This window comes from Methanoplanus limicola DSM 2279 (genome assembly GCF_000243255.1).
Classification (GTDB): Archaea; Halobacteriota; Methanomicrobia; order Methanomicrobiales; family Methanomicrobiaceae; genus Methanoplanus; species Methanoplanus limicola.
Window position 1 is genome coordinate 1956018 of the sequence record NZ_CM001436.1, and the last position, 16053, is coordinate 1972070.

The 16053-nt window shown below is 44.9% G+C and carries 15 protein-coding genes; 3 read left to right on the forward strand and 12 right to left on the reverse strand.

Annotated elements, in window-relative coordinates; all coding sequences use genetic code 11:
* Positions 1-110 precede the first annotated feature (110 nt).
* Complete coding sequence (locus tag METLIM_RS09455) at positions 111-332, reverse strand: type II toxin-antitoxin system HicB family antitoxin (RefSeq protein WP_004078044.1); 222 nt, start codon at positions 330-332, stop codon at positions 111-113.
* Positions 333-438: 106 nt separating this feature from the next.
* Here METLIM_RS09455 and METLIM_RS17555 point away from each other — a divergent pair, with 106 nt between their 5' ends.
* Positions 439-570 carry a hypothetical protein gene (locus tag METLIM_RS17555; protein ID WP_281034195.1) on the forward strand — a complete coding sequence of 44 codons (132 nt, stop codon included), beginning with the start codon at positions 439-441 and terminating at the stop codon, positions 568-570.
* A 204-nt stretch (positions 571-774) separates the two neighbouring features.
* Here the strand turns inward: METLIM_RS17555 and METLIM_RS09460 are convergent, their stop codons facing one another.
* The 3 genes from METLIM_RS09460 to METLIM_RS09470 all read right to left on the reverse strand — a co-directional run bounded on the left by METLIM_RS09460 (position 775) and on the right by METLIM_RS09470 (position 1999).
* On the reverse strand, positions 775-1107 hold the full coding sequence (locus tag METLIM_RS09460) for a DUF3467 domain-containing protein (protein ID WP_004078049.1): 333 nt from the start codon (positions 1105-1107) through the stop codon (positions 775-777).
* Positions 1108-1109: 2 nt separating this feature from the next.
* Positions 1110-1598 carry a hypothetical protein gene (locus METLIM_RS09465; protein WP_004078059.1) on the reverse strand — a complete coding sequence of 163 codons (489 nt, stop codon included), beginning with the start codon at positions 1596-1598 and terminating at the stop codon, positions 1110-1112.
* Positions 1599-1690: 92 nt separating this feature from the next.
* Positions 1691-1999, reverse strand: coding sequence for a hypothetical protein (locus METLIM_RS09470; protein ID WP_004078061.1), 309 nt, complete (start codon positions 1997-1999; stop codon positions 1691-1693).
* Positions 2000-2338: 339 nt separating this feature from the next.
* On the opposite strand from METLIM_RS09470, the gene METLIM_RS09475 reads away from it, so the two are divergent.
* Positions 2339-2533, forward strand: a complete 195-nt coding sequence (locus tag METLIM_RS09475; protein WP_048145818.1) for a hypothetical protein — start codon at positions 2339-2341, stop codon at positions 2531-2533.
* A gap of 51 nt (positions 2534-2584) precedes the next feature.
* On the opposite strand, the gene METLIM_RS09480 is transcribed toward METLIM_RS09475, so the two are convergent.
* Genes METLIM_RS09480 through METLIM_RS09490 form a run of 3 tightly spaced genes read right to left on the reverse strand, consistent with a single transcriptional unit; the run spans position 2585 to position 4266 of the window.
* Positions 2585-2953, reverse strand: a complete 369-nt coding sequence (locus METLIM_RS09480; RefSeq protein ID WP_004078063.1) for a HEPN domain-containing protein — start codon at positions 2951-2953, stop codon at positions 2585-2587.
* Entirely contained in the window at positions 2950-3525 is a 576-nt protein-coding gene (locus METLIM_RS09485) for a hypothetical protein (RefSeq protein WP_004078066.1), read from the reverse strand. Before METLIM_RS09485 ends, METLIM_RS09480 begins: the two co-directional genes overlap by 4 nt.
* Positions 3526-4266, reverse strand: a complete 741-nt coding sequence (locus METLIM_RS09490; RefSeq protein WP_004078068.1) for a TIGR04255 family protein — start codon at positions 4264-4266, stop codon at positions 3526-3528.
* 785 nt (positions 4267-5051) lie between these two features.
* Between METLIM_RS09490 and METLIM_RS09495 the strand changes: the two genes are divergently transcribed.
* A complete protein-coding gene (locus METLIM_RS09495; RefSeq protein ID WP_004078072.1) occupies positions 5052-5369 on the forward strand; it encodes a hypothetical protein in 318 nt (105 codons plus the stop codon).
* A gap of 236 nt (positions 5370-5605) precedes the next feature.
* On the opposite strand, the gene METLIM_RS09500 is transcribed toward METLIM_RS09495, so the two are convergent.
* From METLIM_RS09500 to METLIM_RS09520, 5 genes are all read right to left on the reverse strand, one after another.
* On the reverse strand, positions 5606-8452 hold the full coding sequence (locus METLIM_RS09500) for an ATP-binding protein (RefSeq protein WP_004078075.1): 2847 nt from the start codon (positions 8450-8452) through the stop codon (positions 5606-5608).
* 124 nt (positions 8453-8576) lie between these two features.
* On the reverse strand, positions 8577-11459 hold the full coding sequence (locus METLIM_RS09505) for a DUF1156 domain-containing protein (protein WP_004078078.1): 2883 nt from the start codon (positions 11457-11459) through the stop codon (positions 8577-8579).
* Positions 11459-11668, reverse strand: a complete 210-nt coding sequence (locus tag METLIM_RS09510) for a type II toxin-antitoxin system HicB family antitoxin (protein WP_004078079.1) — start codon at positions 11666-11668, stop codon at positions 11459-11461. Before METLIM_RS09510 ends, METLIM_RS09505 begins: the two co-directional genes overlap by 1 nt.
* A gap of 72 nt (positions 11669-11740) precedes the next feature.
* Complete coding sequence (locus METLIM_RS09515; RefSeq protein ID WP_004078087.1) at positions 11741-12265, reverse strand: protein NO VEIN domain-containing protein; 525 nt, start codon at positions 12263-12265, stop codon at positions 11741-11743.
* Positions 12266-12338: 73 nt separating this feature from the next.
* Positions 12339-15917: a helicase-related protein gene (locus tag METLIM_RS09520; protein WP_004078088.1), complete on the reverse strand. Its 3579-nt coding sequence runs from the start codon at positions 15915-15917 to the stop codon at positions 12339-12341.
* Positions 15918-16053 lie beyond the last annotated feature (136 nt).

Here is a 16053-nt window from a genome sequence, read left to right on the forward strand (position 1 = left end):
CCTAAGTGTTTTTTTCCTTTTTGCTGAATATGTCTGCCAGTCTTATGGTTCATATAAAGTCTGACTAAGGGTTATTGAGTTGTATTTAGTTCCTAGATAAAACACGAAGTTTAGCCAAAAGCCACATCCATCCGTGTGATATAGATCTCCCCGTGGAACCGTGACTGAATCTCCTGCAAAGATGCGGTTTTTAAAAAGAGCTCCAAAGCCTCATGAAGGTTATTACGGGCTTCTTCTACAGTACTGCCCTGGCTTGCAATGTCATATTCCGGGCAGAATGAAACATAGCCATCGCCTTCCTTTTCAATAATGGCTGTGAGCTGTTTTCGCATAATATTTTATCTCCCGTATTTTGTAATAATATCTGTTACTATATCATAATAATTATGTAACAATTCAATAAAAGAGAGAGGAGGAACTAAAGAGGCTGAGGCTTTTTTGAAGGTCAGTCTTCTCTGCCGGTGCCTTGACTCCTTAAACTCTTTTATGCCGGGGAAGGTTGCCGGAGTTCTTGGAGAGTGTTTTGGTGTGTCGGTTGATGCCGGTTATTTCTTCCCTGCTGCCGGTTAGGTGTGGGCCGGCCGGAGGTTTAAGGGCCGGGGTTTTTGAGGAGAGAGTTGGTTTTGATGTCTGCTTTTCTCCGGTTGGGACTCTGATTTGGGAAGAAAGTTGAGGGTTTTAGAGAGGGTGAGAGCAGCCGAATAACTCCGGGGAAGAAGAGAGTTACCTGGGCGTTATCGGGCTGAAAATCCGGAAAAATCAGGATGCCTTTGATTATTTTCCATCATCGGGAGTATAAACTTCCATTTTACCTTCTGAGTGTACTTTCTTTAATATCCCGTCAAGGGCTTTGGAGAGTTTTTGGGCTGCGGAGTGGGACATATATATCCTCGTGCCCTGTATGTGTACTTTTTCGTCATCTTTTTTTATCCCCGGCATCTCCAGAAAATCAATATATAGATCCCTGTGAGTTGCCTGCACATATGCAAGATTGGAGTAGGCACTGGAAGTTATATCGGTGACCATATCGTCCTTTTTGTATCTGTACATTTCACTTATATCAATTGTCGCTGAGTCTGTATTTGCCGTTTTTTTATTATCAGTCATATTCATGCACTCGCCGATATGGTTTCATATTCTTCATCATCTGTGCTTTTTATTTCCGGATTTAAACTCCATTTGTCATAATTAGCAATTGCTTTTGGTTCGTATTTTTCTCTTAAGACTGAATTGTAATAGTCACTGACTGCCATGTCCATGCAGTCTGTCCCTTCACGATCATCAAGCATTGCATATGCCAGAAATGAAAGTCCGGCAAACTTTTTTGACTTAACTATAACTCTGTATATTGGGTGTTTTTCATCCCCGCATTTTTCAATAAGTCCAAGAATTACTAATTTTTTGAGGGCATCATGAATTGATTTTTCAGATTTTTTTGTGACATCTTCAAGATATTTTGGACGGTAGTCCATTGTAGGATCTGCGATAAGTTCCTCAACAACTTTTGCCATTACTGTATCGCCGAATAAACCTCCATATGGCTTATTAAGATACATCTCCTCTTCTGCTGATAATACCGGCAGGGATTTATCTGTCATTTCCCTGACCTCTCTTTTTTTCTATGATTGAAATAATTTCTAATGTAATATTGTATGTATGTAGTAAATAATTACTGTTGTCCCATATTATTTTATAGGTTTGTCCAGTGCCGGTGATGTGGCACTTCAACGTCATAATATGTCATCCACTGATCAGCCCATACTTTATCGACACGCTGAATTACTTTATTCCCGTTTCCTGTCTGTCCGATACGGATGTATTCCATACCTGCCTGTTTAATAAATGATTTTGCAGTAAACCCGTTTTCCTGACATTTTCTTTCACAATCTTTTTCTCTTCTTATTCCGCCCCGTTTTTTTAACCACCCAAGAAAAGCCGCCCCATTAAATCCGGGATCAGGTCCCTTTGGGCATGAATTATACTGATTCAGCAGGCTCACCTCAATCTAATTATTATTTTTGGTGCAATTATTATTATCTCAATAATGAGAACTCATCTCAATAAAGACAATAATTCAGCTCAATGAGGGAGAATTAGTTACCGTAATGCTGAAAAAGGTTATTAATATTAGTTCTTGTCTGCCGGCTGCATAATTCAGTGCCTTGAGTCCCTGGACTATTTTATGCCGGATAATGTTGCGGCACAAAGTTGCCGGAATTCCTGGGGTTTTGTTCTGGCATATCTGCCGATGCCGGATAATACCGGTTATTTCTTCCCTGCTGCCGGTTAGGTGTGAGCGGGCCGGAGGTTTAAGGGACGGGTAACTTCAGAAGAGGTTTTGGGGGTTTTGGAAAGGCAGGGGGTTTTTGTTGACTGCCGGAGAGATGGATATGCTGGTGCATCTGGTGCTTCCGGTTCTGCTAGTTGTGCCGGATTAGTCCGGGAGCTGCTTTGGGCCGGAGTTTTAGAGGAGAGAGTTGGTTTTGATGTCTGCTTTTATCCGGTTGGGACTTTGGTTAGGGAAGAAGATTGAGGGGTTTTGGAGAGGTTGAGAGAAAATATGCCTCTAAAAAAGCTTTGAAATTTATTTGTCCAACGATTTAATTATCTCATCGGCCACTTTTAGGGAGTCTTTCAGATTTGATTCCAGATTATAAACTGGTTCATTATAATCGGCATCCTTTCGCCATTGATGAAGACGCAGTAATTTCCTTTTTATGTCGGGTTTTCCCTGTGACTGATAAAATTCTCTGATTAATTTATGGTCTGCTCCTGTATTTCTGGGAGCATATCCCATAGTATCTTTTGCATACCTGAGGGAATACCCAAATGCTGCATAATAGGCCCTGCTTATTGAGCATCTGTATGCCGCTTCCGGGGGTAAAGCTCCTTCTTCAGCCTGTGCCTTTAAAAATCTGGCAACATTCAGAAACTGAGACCAGCAAAACATCATACTCTATTCTGAGGGGGTTTATAATCGGTTGTCAAAAGAAGCCACCCTGACTGACCGGCCAGCTCACCCTCAAATTCATCACATATTATGTCCATTTTCTCTATGATGTCATCTGCGTAATTTTCCTGACGGATATATAATGTGAGATACTTGTCCTGACTTTCATCGTCATAATATAATTCAAGGGACACTTCGGAGTCCTTAATGAACTCTTCACATGCAAGAAGACAGGCATATAGAACAGCATCACAGATTCCGGGATGCCTGGTAATGTAATCCATTACCTCACCGGGATTTGGAATGCTCATATCAAGATAATCTGCCAGGTGAAGCAGGGTCGATTCGATATAGGTATAACTACATGAACCATCATATGTGAAATATCCCGGACCTGTCTGAACAGACAGGAGGTTAAGATGCTCTGTATTGGTCTCGCCGAAGAGTTCTATCAGAAGTGTCTGAAGCTTTTGTCTTAGAGAATTCTTACCTTCTTCTGAATAATAGTCTTCCGGAAACGGGTATCTTTTTTGATTCCCAATTCCACAACCGGAGAAAGAATCAGAATATAACATTTAGTCATCTCCATTAAACAATGATTCTGTTTTTTCTGTAATGCAATTCCTGAAGATATTTTTTATTTCATTATGGGCCACTTCTGTCCAGAGCAGAGCATCATTTGGCACCACAGATCCCGGTTTTGCTGTGAAAAAATCGGTGGTGAGAAGGAATGCTATATCTCCCTTTTTTTCAGGAACTGCTCTTGTCAGCTGAACTCTGCATATGTCATTGCCGGCATTGTAAAGAAAATCAGATCCCATATTGATATTTCCAACGGTCAGTTCGGGCATTTTTGGTATGTTTGGGTAGAATGTGAAATAATCTTTTAATTCCGCAGGTTTGTCTGAGATTTCGATCTTATTGACATATAGCAGCCCTATTCTTTCAATCCCGTGAATTTCTGTCAGTTCACTCAATGTATTATAGGCCAGTCTGATCTTTTCATTAAATATATCCCATGAAGGATACGGTTCTAAACAACTTATTGACAGCAATCCCGGAGCAATCTGAACTATAAATCTTCTGTCGTTGTCAAAGAACAGATGTCTGTCATTTAATTCAGTTTTACTGTTCTGAATGCCTTCTATATCTGCGTTTACCTGGAAGTGATGAACCTTTTTTACTTCCTTTTTTGGAAATTCTGATTTTATCTTTTCGTAATATTTCAAAGACAGGTCTTTGTCCCGGCCGGTCTTTTTTGAAAACCTAAATTCACATACAGCTTCTCTTATTGGTGAATTGCTATAATCAGTCATTGGTTTTCACTTCTGCTATCCGGAATATATTTCCGGGGATAATTAATATAACTTCCCTAATTAATTTACAAGAGAGTGAATAAAGCAAGCCACAAGCCTTCTGCCGCAGCAGTAGGCGCAGTGGCGGTCGTCAATCAGCCGAAGGGACTCCGGAACCCGGAGTCACCTGGGCGTTACTAATCCGGCTTAGCGGGAAAACTAACTGATCCGTTCACGGATAAGTGAAACGAAGCCGGGAATCGTGAGCGTTTAAAAATGTTATAACATTAAATGACAGTGATATTAATAGTCACCAGTAATGACCACTATAAATGATTTTTTGAAATAACGAAACAGAAACTTAAATTTGTAGTTGCTTCACATATCTAAAATTTAGATAGCTTAGGGGATTTTTAATTTGTATTTTAGTAGACCATTCTGGAGAAAAATCCAAATGCAGAAGAACATTGAACTATTACAGTTCTCAGCATTGTTTAAGATGAATAACTCAGCAGAGGAACAATGTAAATCTGATGCAAAAGTAAAAAATATGCTTGCCAGCGTTGTTAGGGATGATCATGTCTAATTGTTTGGTGTCAATACCTAACAGAAAATTATCATTGTCTGAACCTGTCAAATATTATAGAAATGTCAGATATATACACCATTTGAACAGAGGAAATCATATAATGTGGGATACTTTTACATAAGGTAATCTATGATTAATGGTTCTTTCCTAATTGTGATAAATGGTTCAAACCAAAGTTACAATTATATTTTTACAAGTATGGCGGAAATTGATTAAAATGCATAACAAATTTAGAATTTTAAAAGCCACAAATTTTCTCTCCGGAATTGGATGCTATGATACAAGATTAATATTGATCGAATGGTTAAATGATGATGAAACAATTCATGAATATTCCTGTTCCTACCAGACACGGCCCAATGATGCAATATTCTGGTCACATAACACAAGTTCTCTAAAGGAAGCAGAGCTAACCATGCGAAATATCCTAAAAAGAGACATAAATATATGGAAAAATACAAAAGTCCATAAACTCAACAACAACACAATATACACCTTTGACGAAAATCACAAAATAATACCCGCATCAGAATAAATATAAACTCTTTTCTATTAAATTATCTCAAATTTTTTAAAATTATTCAGGTGGTAAAAATGATACAAAAGAAAATTCCATTCTCCAAAACAAAACTTCTGGAACACTTATGGAACGAAATATCAGAGCTATCAACAAAATTAAATATGCCAAACCTTAACAGAATATAACTCACTGTTTAAATATTAAATAAATTTTCAGTGCTTGTAAACGATTTGGCATTATTTATATTGGATTTACTCATCTTCAAATTCTGCGGATATGAAACCAAGGGTATTACAGTTCTCCCTGACTGCTCTCTGGAGTTTTTCATCAAAGCCTTTGCCGTCACTGGTCTCAATCTCTATCTTTATCCTGACATCTGCATCAGGGCGGGTTGTAAAGTGCTGAATTACCTCATCCACAATCTGCCCGAAGTCAAGTTTGGCTTTTACAGGGTCAAGATCACAGCAGGCATAGAAGCGTTTTTTATTCCCGGAAGTTGCTGTTCCGGTTGGGCCGGTTGCAGTCTGACCACCGTGAACTGGGGGAGTTACGGACTTACCTCCCCCTCCCCCGGTTATACCTCCGGTGCTACCGGGGCCTGTAGGTATTTCAGGAGGTTTAGGCACTTCAGGTGGTTTTATGCTCTCTTCATACGCTGCTGCGGCATCCGGCTCTATCAGCAGCAGGGACTTGTCAATGATTATACCTGACCTGTATGTCCCAAAGGAGAAGTCGAGATACTTATCTCCGTCCTTTCCTGCCGAAATTCCAAAGAAATCTCTTTTGTCTGCTCCGGATTCAACTGCCTTTTTCAGGACATCTTTATTCTGAAGACGTGGCATGTAAAGATAGCGGCATGTGTTTTCAAAGAGTTCACCGGCACTGTATTCGGATCTGTCGTCATCCCAAAACCACCTCTTCAGGAGGTTTGACAGGTGCACCGGTGCCCATACAGGGATTAATGCCTCATTTTCAGTGAGAACACGCTCAATCTCCTCTATGGGTTTTTCCGCACCGGGATTTAAGGTGAAATTTTCCCACGTTATCTGTGTGTCAACCCTGCCGCCGGATATCTCCTGGAGAGGGGCAAGGATGTGGCGGTATGTCTCCCTGATGCTTCTCTTCACCGTCCTCTTTGACTGCTCAAGGCTCTCCCTTGCATTCTCTGCCATCAGGTTGTCAAGGGTAATTCTCCGGTTGCTGTAATCCGAGATTATCGAATCCCATGCAAGCATTGACCTGACATGGTCATATAGTCCGGTTACATTGCCAGAATCTGCGGCAAGGAAGATCAGCCGGTTCTGGTTATAACGTGGCTGATCGCCGCGTTTTTTAAGATATTCACCTGCACAGGAGGTGGCAATTCCTATATCATTTCTGCCATATGTTGCGTTTGGGGGAAGGGCGATTAACCTGAGGGATGTGTCATCCGGAATATCACTTCCGGGGGTGAAGATGTGCACTCCGTCAAAATGCCCTCTTTTTATGACCTTTACGAGTTCTTCCCTGATGGCGGGGATGACATCCTCTTTCTCATCATATCTCTTCTTTCTCTCCTCCATCTCACGCCTGAGATTGGGGCGTATGTCAAACCAGTACCTGTTATCTGCTGAGTTGAGGTAGTACAGCCGGTCTGAAAGCCTGTGCAGGGCATCACGGTAGATGCTTATCTGCTGTCCGGGCTGAACACTGCCAAGGAGTATGCCTCCTTCTTCTATGCCCTGGACCATCTTATTCGGAGTTCCGGGTGCACTGCCGAGGAATATTGTTCTTGCCACACGCCGGCATGCCTGAAGACTGCCAAAGCGTGTATCTCTGTTCTCTATTTCCGTTGTTTCTGCCCCGTCTCCGTCAATGTCACGCTCAAGGACGGGGTCCCATCCCTGCGGGAGGTAATAGATGGCTTCGTTTCTTGTGCCGCCGTCATAGAGCGGAAGTCCGGCGGGCATTATCATTAAGTCATTGCTGCCGTCATTCCAGAGGCGGTGTATGACCTTTGCCATGAGCTTTAGGACTCCGCGTGTTCTCTGGAAGTTGTCAAGTGAGGACCAGTCTTCATACAGGCGGTCAAATATCTCCGGGTGGATGGGATAGGCGTTTATGAGTCTGCTGTAGTAACGGCTCTCCTGGGTCTCTGCCGGAAATTCCGCTCCGGAATTTATGTACATGTCGGCAAATGACCGGCAGACATCCTCAACAGCTTTTGTATCTGTTATCTCTGAGAAGAGGCGCCTTCTTACGATCTCAAAGGCCTCTTCTGCTGCAACAGGTTTCCAGAGTGCCTGAATACGGGCGAAGTAGTGTTCAAGCGTCTGAAGGGCTTCAACTCCTCTTCTGCTCCCGGCTTCCTGTTCAGATTCCGGCAGTGAGGCTAAGAGGATGGCATTTGGCACTGCTCTAATCCCCTCTGTAAGGGCCTGTATAAACGATATGTTAGAATCAAATGTACCCCCTGTAAGCTTCTGATCTTCGCTGAACTGCCTTATGTATCCAACAAGCTCATCCATCAGGATTACACAGGGAGAATATGTTTTAAGAAGCTCAGACAAATTATCTGCTCCGGGTGATGTCCCGGATTCGTCTGCCTCTCTTATCTTTTCATAGGCTTCTTCTCCGCCAAGCTGCCAGGCAAGGCTGCCCCACATGGTGTTTATGGCTGTGCTGCCGTGTTTTTCCGGCATGTTTGGTGAGAGTCTTGTTCCGTCAATTACTGCAACTCTTGCCTTTGGAAGGTCTATTATTCCGGCTGAGTCAAGGATGGGTGGTATTCCCTGAAGTTCTGCTGTTGAAACTGTCCCCTTTACCAGGTGATAGACTGCAAGCATGGTATGCGTTTTTCCGCCGCCAAATGCAGTCTGTAACTGAATTACAGGGTCCCCTCCTTCTCCGGATATTCTTTTGATTACGGAGTCCAGAAGGAGCCTCATGCCTTCTGTGATGAATGTCCGTCTGTAGAAGAGGACGGGGTTGCCGTACTCTTCACTTGCAGTTCCGTTGTGCACACGCGATAAGTCAGCCGCAAACTCTGCCTGCTGAAATGTTCCCTTAAGGACGTCTTCATGCGGAACTGCAACCTCACGCCACGGTTTTAATGCCATTTTACTGATAATCCCCTTTCTGGATCATATCGCTGAACTTTTCAGTCTGGACCTGTTTATCTGTTATTTTCCGGAGTTTTACATTGATATTTATCATATTGCTGTGATCTTTCATATTATCCCCTCAAAATGAATCAAGATTTTTCTGCGGAGTTTTGCTGACCGCTTCAGGTGTTCTTGCTTCCACTTCGCCCCATGATGTGATCAGTTCATTGTAGGGCCGGGCATCCTCTGCCCATCCTTTCCTCTCACAGAGGGTGTAAAGTCTGTATGCAAGCTGTTTTATCGACAGTGCCCGACCGGACATCCGGCTGAGAAGATCAGCCGCTCCTGCTTCTCCGCCCCCGCACTGGTGCACCCGGATTAGGTGATGCAGTGCCTCCCATACCGGGGTTCTGCTGTCTTTTTCCGGTGACCAGTCATCCGGATATTCAGACCATCTGTACAGCCTGACTTTGCCGCTGCCGGATTCAATGACTCCTGCCTCTTTTACGCCGTCAACACTCGTTCCTTTTGCACGGGCAAGACCGTCCGCCTCGCCGAATCTCCCTTCCTTCCATGAATTTTCATCAAACCAGGCAAGACAGAAGCGTGTGTCTGCATCAAAGTCGTCCCCTGCCTCTGAGAAGTATTCGTCCAGCTCACGGTTTATCAGGACAAGTGCATCATGCACAGTCATCTTGGTCCCGTCTGCCTCAAGCACAGCAGAATATTTTGAGAAGACAGCCATGCCCGGCCCGATTGATGCCTGTGCCAGGTCAACCGGCGCAATGGACGATGCAGTCATCTCATCCAGTGCCTCAGGAAGCTCACGCTTAAGCTCTTTCAAAAACTCCTTTCTCGACACGACATCAGCATCATCCCCCCTCTTCCGGCAGACGAGCACGATGGAGGAGGCAAGGGCGTTTGTATTCATAGCAACTGAACGCTCTGTTCTTTCAGTATGCATAGGCCACGTACCTTTAATTGCAAAACCAGATTTAATCACAGCCTCAAGAAATGTTTCCCAGCCGCTTGATGATGTATTACCTTCTTTTGTCTCGGACTGCTTAAATGCGTAATAAATAGTTACCGGAAAGAGGGGATTTGCCTGCTCTGCAAGTCTATGCATTGCTTTATTCATACCTTCCATAAAAAATTCTTCAGCATCCCCTTTTGAACCATGACTATAAGAGGCAGCCACAAGCTCCTCAGATTTAGGAGTATTCACAGTGATCAATGTGACTGGCAATATAAATCTTAAAAAAGTCCTCAACCACACATAAAAGAAATCCGAAAGATCAGCATAACCTATATTGTCATAATATGGAGGATCGGTCGAAATAATTTTATTACTACTTAAATCTTGAATCATTGCATTTTTTTGAGTAGAATAACCCAAATTAAAGGCAGATAAACTTTTGTTAAGATTTATTTGAGATTCAATTATTGAATACCAGGATGCTATAGGTCCAAAAGGATTACTTTCAGCATAGTCCCATACCATAGGTATTGCCTGTCGAGCAAACAAAGCACGGAAATTTTGATTTACATTATTCCAACTAACTAAACTATTTGTGAGATCTGTCCATCTAGACAATGATAATGCTAAATATATACAAATTGAGTCGGCATAAGCAGCAGCACCCGTTCCTCCGTCTTCAAGGCCCGTTTTGTCATCAGGCATTCCGGCGGCGATGGCATCATTAAGTGCTTTCTCCCTTGCTTCTTTAACCAGATCGGAGAAGGTTGTCAGGGCTGTAAGCTGGCGGGGTGTGAAAATATCTGAAAAATTGGGAAGCCCATATAGTGGAGGAGAAAACCAGCGGTGATCATTGGTCATGGGCTTATTGGCTTCCGGAACATCCGGCTTTTTTATATCCGGAACTTCAAATAAATCAGAGGATAGATAAACACGGCCCTTTTTTCCTTTGGCAACAATAGCTAAAGGAATTGACTCAAGACCATCTTTCTTTGAGATTTCCCTCAGCTCTGCCTTTTTTATAAATGTACCACAGAACAGGCATCTGGCTCCCTTTGCATCGGTGGTATTTTCCGGAACATCTCCTTTTGATTCAACTCTAAATCTTTTTACTGCCGGAATATTTTTGTCAATCTCCGGAATAACATGGACTTCTTTTCCTTTTTTCTTAGAGAGATGAAATGACCTTAAAAGTGGTGCTCTACCCCCACAGGCAGGATTAGGACATTTGACAGTCCGTGCCCAGAGCCATGCGATGACGGTCAGTTCTTCCCCTGCATATTGTTTGAGATCAGGGCGGTCCTCTGCCATCTCCTCTGTGATCCTGACTTTTGGGTAGAGATGCCCGATCTTCTTCTCTGCTTCATCCCTCATCCACTGGCCATAATAGCGGACATCTTCGGCAAGACCTGCTGCACCTTTCCACTCGGAATCATCCACACGGATCTGTTCTTTGCTCTCAGGGTTTACGGGAGGATTTCCGGCAAACTTCGGCGGGATCTCAATCATCGCCTTATTTATCAGCACAGCAACCGGATTTAAATCAGATGCCCATGCCTCAAGCCCAAGCCTCTGGGCCTCAAGAGGAATAGCACCACCACCGGCAAAGGGGTCATGAAATGCCGGAAGTTTCTCCGGATTAAAAAGCTCTTTTGCCTGAGGGTGCTTCTTATTCAGCTCGCAGGTCTCCCTCCAGCTCTTCATGATCTCGGCCCTGGCTTCGGCTAAGACCTGCTCATTATTGGTATTCTCCCACAGGACAAGCTTCTTAATAATCTCAAAGAGCCTCTTTCTCTCCGCTTCAGCCTTCTCTTTGTTAACTCCACGTCCAAGTTCACGCTCATAACCGGGATCGTTTACCAGTTGTGCAAAAAGTACTGCTCTTACAGCAGCAATTCTCCTCCGTGCCCACCATATATGTAATGATCTTGGGTGCCTCGGAGTGAATGGATTGCCCTCTTTTTTGCAAGCTGCATTGATCTCGTCCAGCGGAAGTGCGACCTCAATCAGTTTTTTTGGGGCTTTTATCTCCGGAACTTTGGCCATTATGCCTCATCTCCGTCAAAACCGAAACTTGGATCAGGAACAGAAAGACCGTCCTCTTTTAGTCCCTCAATATGAAAGACCAGTGCTTCCCGCATATTACTCTCTGCTTCAGCAGGTGTTCTTCCGGTTGAAACACATCCCAAAACGTCCGGAGAATATGCAGAATAGTTCGTGCCCGCTTCTTCAATAACTATCAAAAAATTATCCATTTCCTCAATCCCATCTTATTTTATAATTTATATTTTCTATTGACTATCTGCTTTTTGTTATCACTCAGGGAATCATATATTCGGTCCGGAAGTTTCAGCCTTATCAAGAAGGGACTGCAAATCAAGATTGACACTTGTAACAGCCCATCCCGGTTCACCGTCAAAAGGCTCTCTGACATAGAAAGGACCTTCAAAGGAATCGCCGTTAACAATCACAACCGCAAGAATGAACTTATCAGACTGATTAAGACCATACATAATCTCATTTCTTGAAACCGTAATCGTAGTCTGCCCCTTTGCCCGTCCCTTAACCTCAATATGTCTGGTCATCGAAGGCCCGCCATCCGGAGAAGGTAAAACAGACGTAACATCCCATCCGCACTTCTCAGCCGAAACATCGGTAACAATATGCCCGAAAGACTCCTCAGCGTCCATCACTGCCTTCATGGCAACCGCCTTAATATGTGCCAGTGCCTCACGTATATTACTCTCTGCTTCAGCAGGTGTTCTTCCGGTTGAAACACATCCCAAAACGTCCGGAGAATATGCAGAATAGTTCGTGCCCGCTTCTTCAATTACTATCAAATAATTATCCATTTTCTCAATCCTATCTTATTTTAGATTTTATATTTTTTCATTGATTATCTGCTTTTTGTTATCACTCAGGGAATCATATATTCGGCCCGGGAGTTTCAGCCTTCTCAAGAAGGGACTGCAAATCAAGGTTAACACTTGTAACAGCCCATCCGGGTTCGCTGTCAAAAGGCTCTCTTATGTAAAAAGGACCTTCAAAGGAATCGCCGTCAACAATCACAACCGCAAGAATGAACTTATCAGACTGATTAAGACCATACATAATCTCATTTCTTGAAACCGTAATCGTAGTCTGCCCCTTTGCCCGTCCCTTAACCTCAATATGCCTCGTTACCGGAGCAATGTGTCCGCCTTCGCTGTCCCGACCGGCCCTGCTATCACTGCCACAAACACAACCCTGCGGCACAACAGACGTAACATCCCATCCGCACTTCTCAGCCGAAACATCGGTCACGAAATGCCCGAAAGCCTCCTCAGCGTCCATCACTGCCTTCATGGCAACCGCCTCAATATGTGCCCGTGCCAGAGCGTCCACTCCCGGACTCTGCGACTCACCCTTCCTCTTAGCCAAAAGCCCTGCCGGAATAACAACCGCACCTCCGGCAATAACCGGCGTAGCAGAGATGACATGCCTCATAGCCGAGAGTTCACGCCTCCTCCTCTCAAGCCTTGCACTAAGGTCATCAATCGTCTTCTTAAAATTATCAATATTCAGCCTGACATCCTTACCGGCCTTTCTGTCCTCCTGAAGCCTTATCACACGGTCAGACCAGTAATTGATCTCCTTAACAAGTCTCTCCTGCACCTCAGAAAGAGTCCGATCAGCCATCTCCTCACGCCTTAACCTGACCTCATCAAAATGGCCCGGCACAAGGTTCTCCGTCGCATAACCAAGCGCCATCTGCTCAAGACCGTTATTAATCCACGGAGAAGACAAAACATCCTGCACGAGGCTGGATTCCTCACCGGAAATCGGCTCAAGGTCCAGATGCGGCGCCCAGCCGGCATTCTCCGCCCCGCCATCAGCATCAATCTTAACAAAATTCATCCGCCGTGAAACCGTCCGGCTGCCATCATTGCCATCCCTGACCGAATGATCAATAATAAAGAGCACCTTCGGCTCATCAGATAAGTCATTCGGGTCAACAAAGACCGTCCCCTGCCGGAGTTTTGTCCGGTGGGCTTCAAGAACAAGATCAGTTACAGACTGCATAAGCGGATGGCCCGGATGAAGAAGACTTGCCATAGGTGCTCCGACACGGTCCAAAAGCCTGACATAATCCTTCTCAAAGCAGACACGCTCATATTTGTTCATCACCGGAGCAGTGTACCGGCGGTCACGCCCGGAGATCTGCCGATCCCTCTCCTTAATAACAGCCGGGACATGGGTAATCTCCCACCTCCCCTTCTCACGCTGCCGCAGTTCTCCCTTAAACTCAGCAAAAGCCCGCGTGAAAAAAGCCCGTATGAAATAAGGCTGAAGCTTCCTCGCCTCAGCCTTTTCCATCTCTTCCTTAAGCGCATAAAGCTGCTCCTCATCCATAACCTCCTCACAGAGGGCGTTGGCCCGCATAATCTCGCGTAGATGCTCAGTATCAAGTGCACCCTCCACCTTACGAAGAAGCCTTGCCCGGACCTCCGGATCATCACCATAGCGGATGGCCTCAATAAGAAGGTCCTTTAAACTCCGCTCATCAAAGACATCGCCGAGAATATCAAAGACCCGTCCGCCAAGCGCCTGCCGCTCAGTCTCAAGCTTACTTAACAGCTTCTGGAATACATCACCCTCCCTCGTCTCAGACGCGATTAGATTCCAGAGATGGCAGACCTCAGTCTGGCCGATACGGTGAATTCTGCCAAACCGCTGCTCCAGCCGGTTGGGATTCCACGGAAGGTCATAATTGACCATCAGGTGGGCATTCTGAAGGTTCACACCCTCACCGGCAGCATCTGTTGCAACCATCACCCGCACGTCCGGATCATTCCTGAAACGCTCCTGCTTCTTCCTCCTCTCCTCACGCCTGTCGCTTCCGTCAATAGTTACAACAGCATCAGCAGAGCCAAGCAGGTCACGAATTCTTGCGGCAAGATAACGGAGGGTGTCTTTGTACTCCGTAAATATGATGAGCTTCCTCTGCCTGCCGCTCTCTTCATGCATCTCAGGTGTCTCCTGAAGAAGCCTTGACAACTCCTCCCACTTACGGTCATTTCCGGAGATTACCACCTGCCTTGCCTGATCTTCAAGCCTCTTTAAAATCCTGATCTCGGCCTCAAGCTCATTGACTGTCCCTGACGCAGTCGCCTTATCTACGATCTTCTCCTCATAATCCTCATACTCCCCGTAAGACATCTCATCCTCGGCTTCCCAGGGGTCCTCTTCCGGAGCGACAAGATATGAAAAAGTCTCTGCGACCTGATAGCCTCTCCTCTCAATCTTAACCTTCTCAACCTCACTTTTAAGCTTCTCATGGCGGCGTTTAAGGGACTGAAAGATCGCCTCCGGACTTGAGGCAAGGCGGCGCTGAAGACCAGTCAGGGCAAAACCTACATTGCCCTTCCTCTGATTATCCCCAATATTCTCCGCCTTGTTCATCTCCTCGCGGACATAACGGGTGACAGAGGCATACAGGGCTGCTTCGGCATCTGAGAGAGTATAATTGACTGAATAAGCCCTTCTTTCCGGAAACAAAGGCCTGCCGTCAAACTTCAGGAGGTCTTCTTTTACCATCCGGCGCATTATGTCAGTTACATCAACCTTGTGTGCCCCGTCCCTGAACTTACCATAAAACCGGTCTGAATCAAGGAGAGATAAAAAGAGCTGGAATTCTTCTTCCTTGCCGTTATGGGGAGTTGCAGTCATCAGAAGAAGATGACGGGTATTTTTACCCAGGATCTGCCCAAGCTTAAACCTCCCTGTCGGCTTAAATTCCCGGCCGTAATAATGGGCAGACATCTTATGTGCCTCATCCACCACCACAAGGTCCCACTGTGAACGGTCAAGCTTCTCCTTATATTCATCATTTCTTGACAACTGGTCCAGCCTGGCGATCATCAGGTTATGGTCATCAAAGGCATTGCCGCTCTGCGACTGCTCATAAATTTCCCCTGAAAATATCGTAAAGGAAAGCCCGAACTTCTCATTCATCTCATCCTGCCACTGCTCGACCAGACTTCCGGGTGCGACAATCAAAATCCTCTCGGCGTCTGCTCTCATCAGCAGTTCACGGATTAAAAGTCCGGCCATAATCGTTTTGCCGGCACCCGGATCATCGGCAAGGACATAACGCAGGGGCTGTTTTGGGAGCATTGATTCGTACACTGCCGTTATCTGATGGGGCAGAGGCTCAACATTAGAGGTATGCACCGCCATCATCGGGTCAAACAGATATGCCAGATTGATACGGTACGCCTCAGCAGCAAGCTTAAACTCCTCTCCTGGAGCATCAAACGCCCAGGGCCTTCCGGTCTTCGCAAGTGAAAGTGAGGATTCATTTGACCTGAAAAGCATCTGCTCTTTTAAACTGCCGTCAGAACCTTTGTAGTAAACAGTGACAGCATTCTCACCCACAGGTTCGGTTGCAACAATACTGACATTCTGCTCCGGTTCAATCCCCGATACAACAGCGTCCTTCTTTAGATCTTCAAGTTTTAACATTAAATGCAGGCATCTCCCATTATAGAACCTATAGAGGCTGGTCAGGGTACTGCAGAAGTGTAAAAGCCCCCACCCCCTGAAGAATTTTAATTATTTCTTAATTATTTTTGAGATCTAATTACTATTTCGATTTATT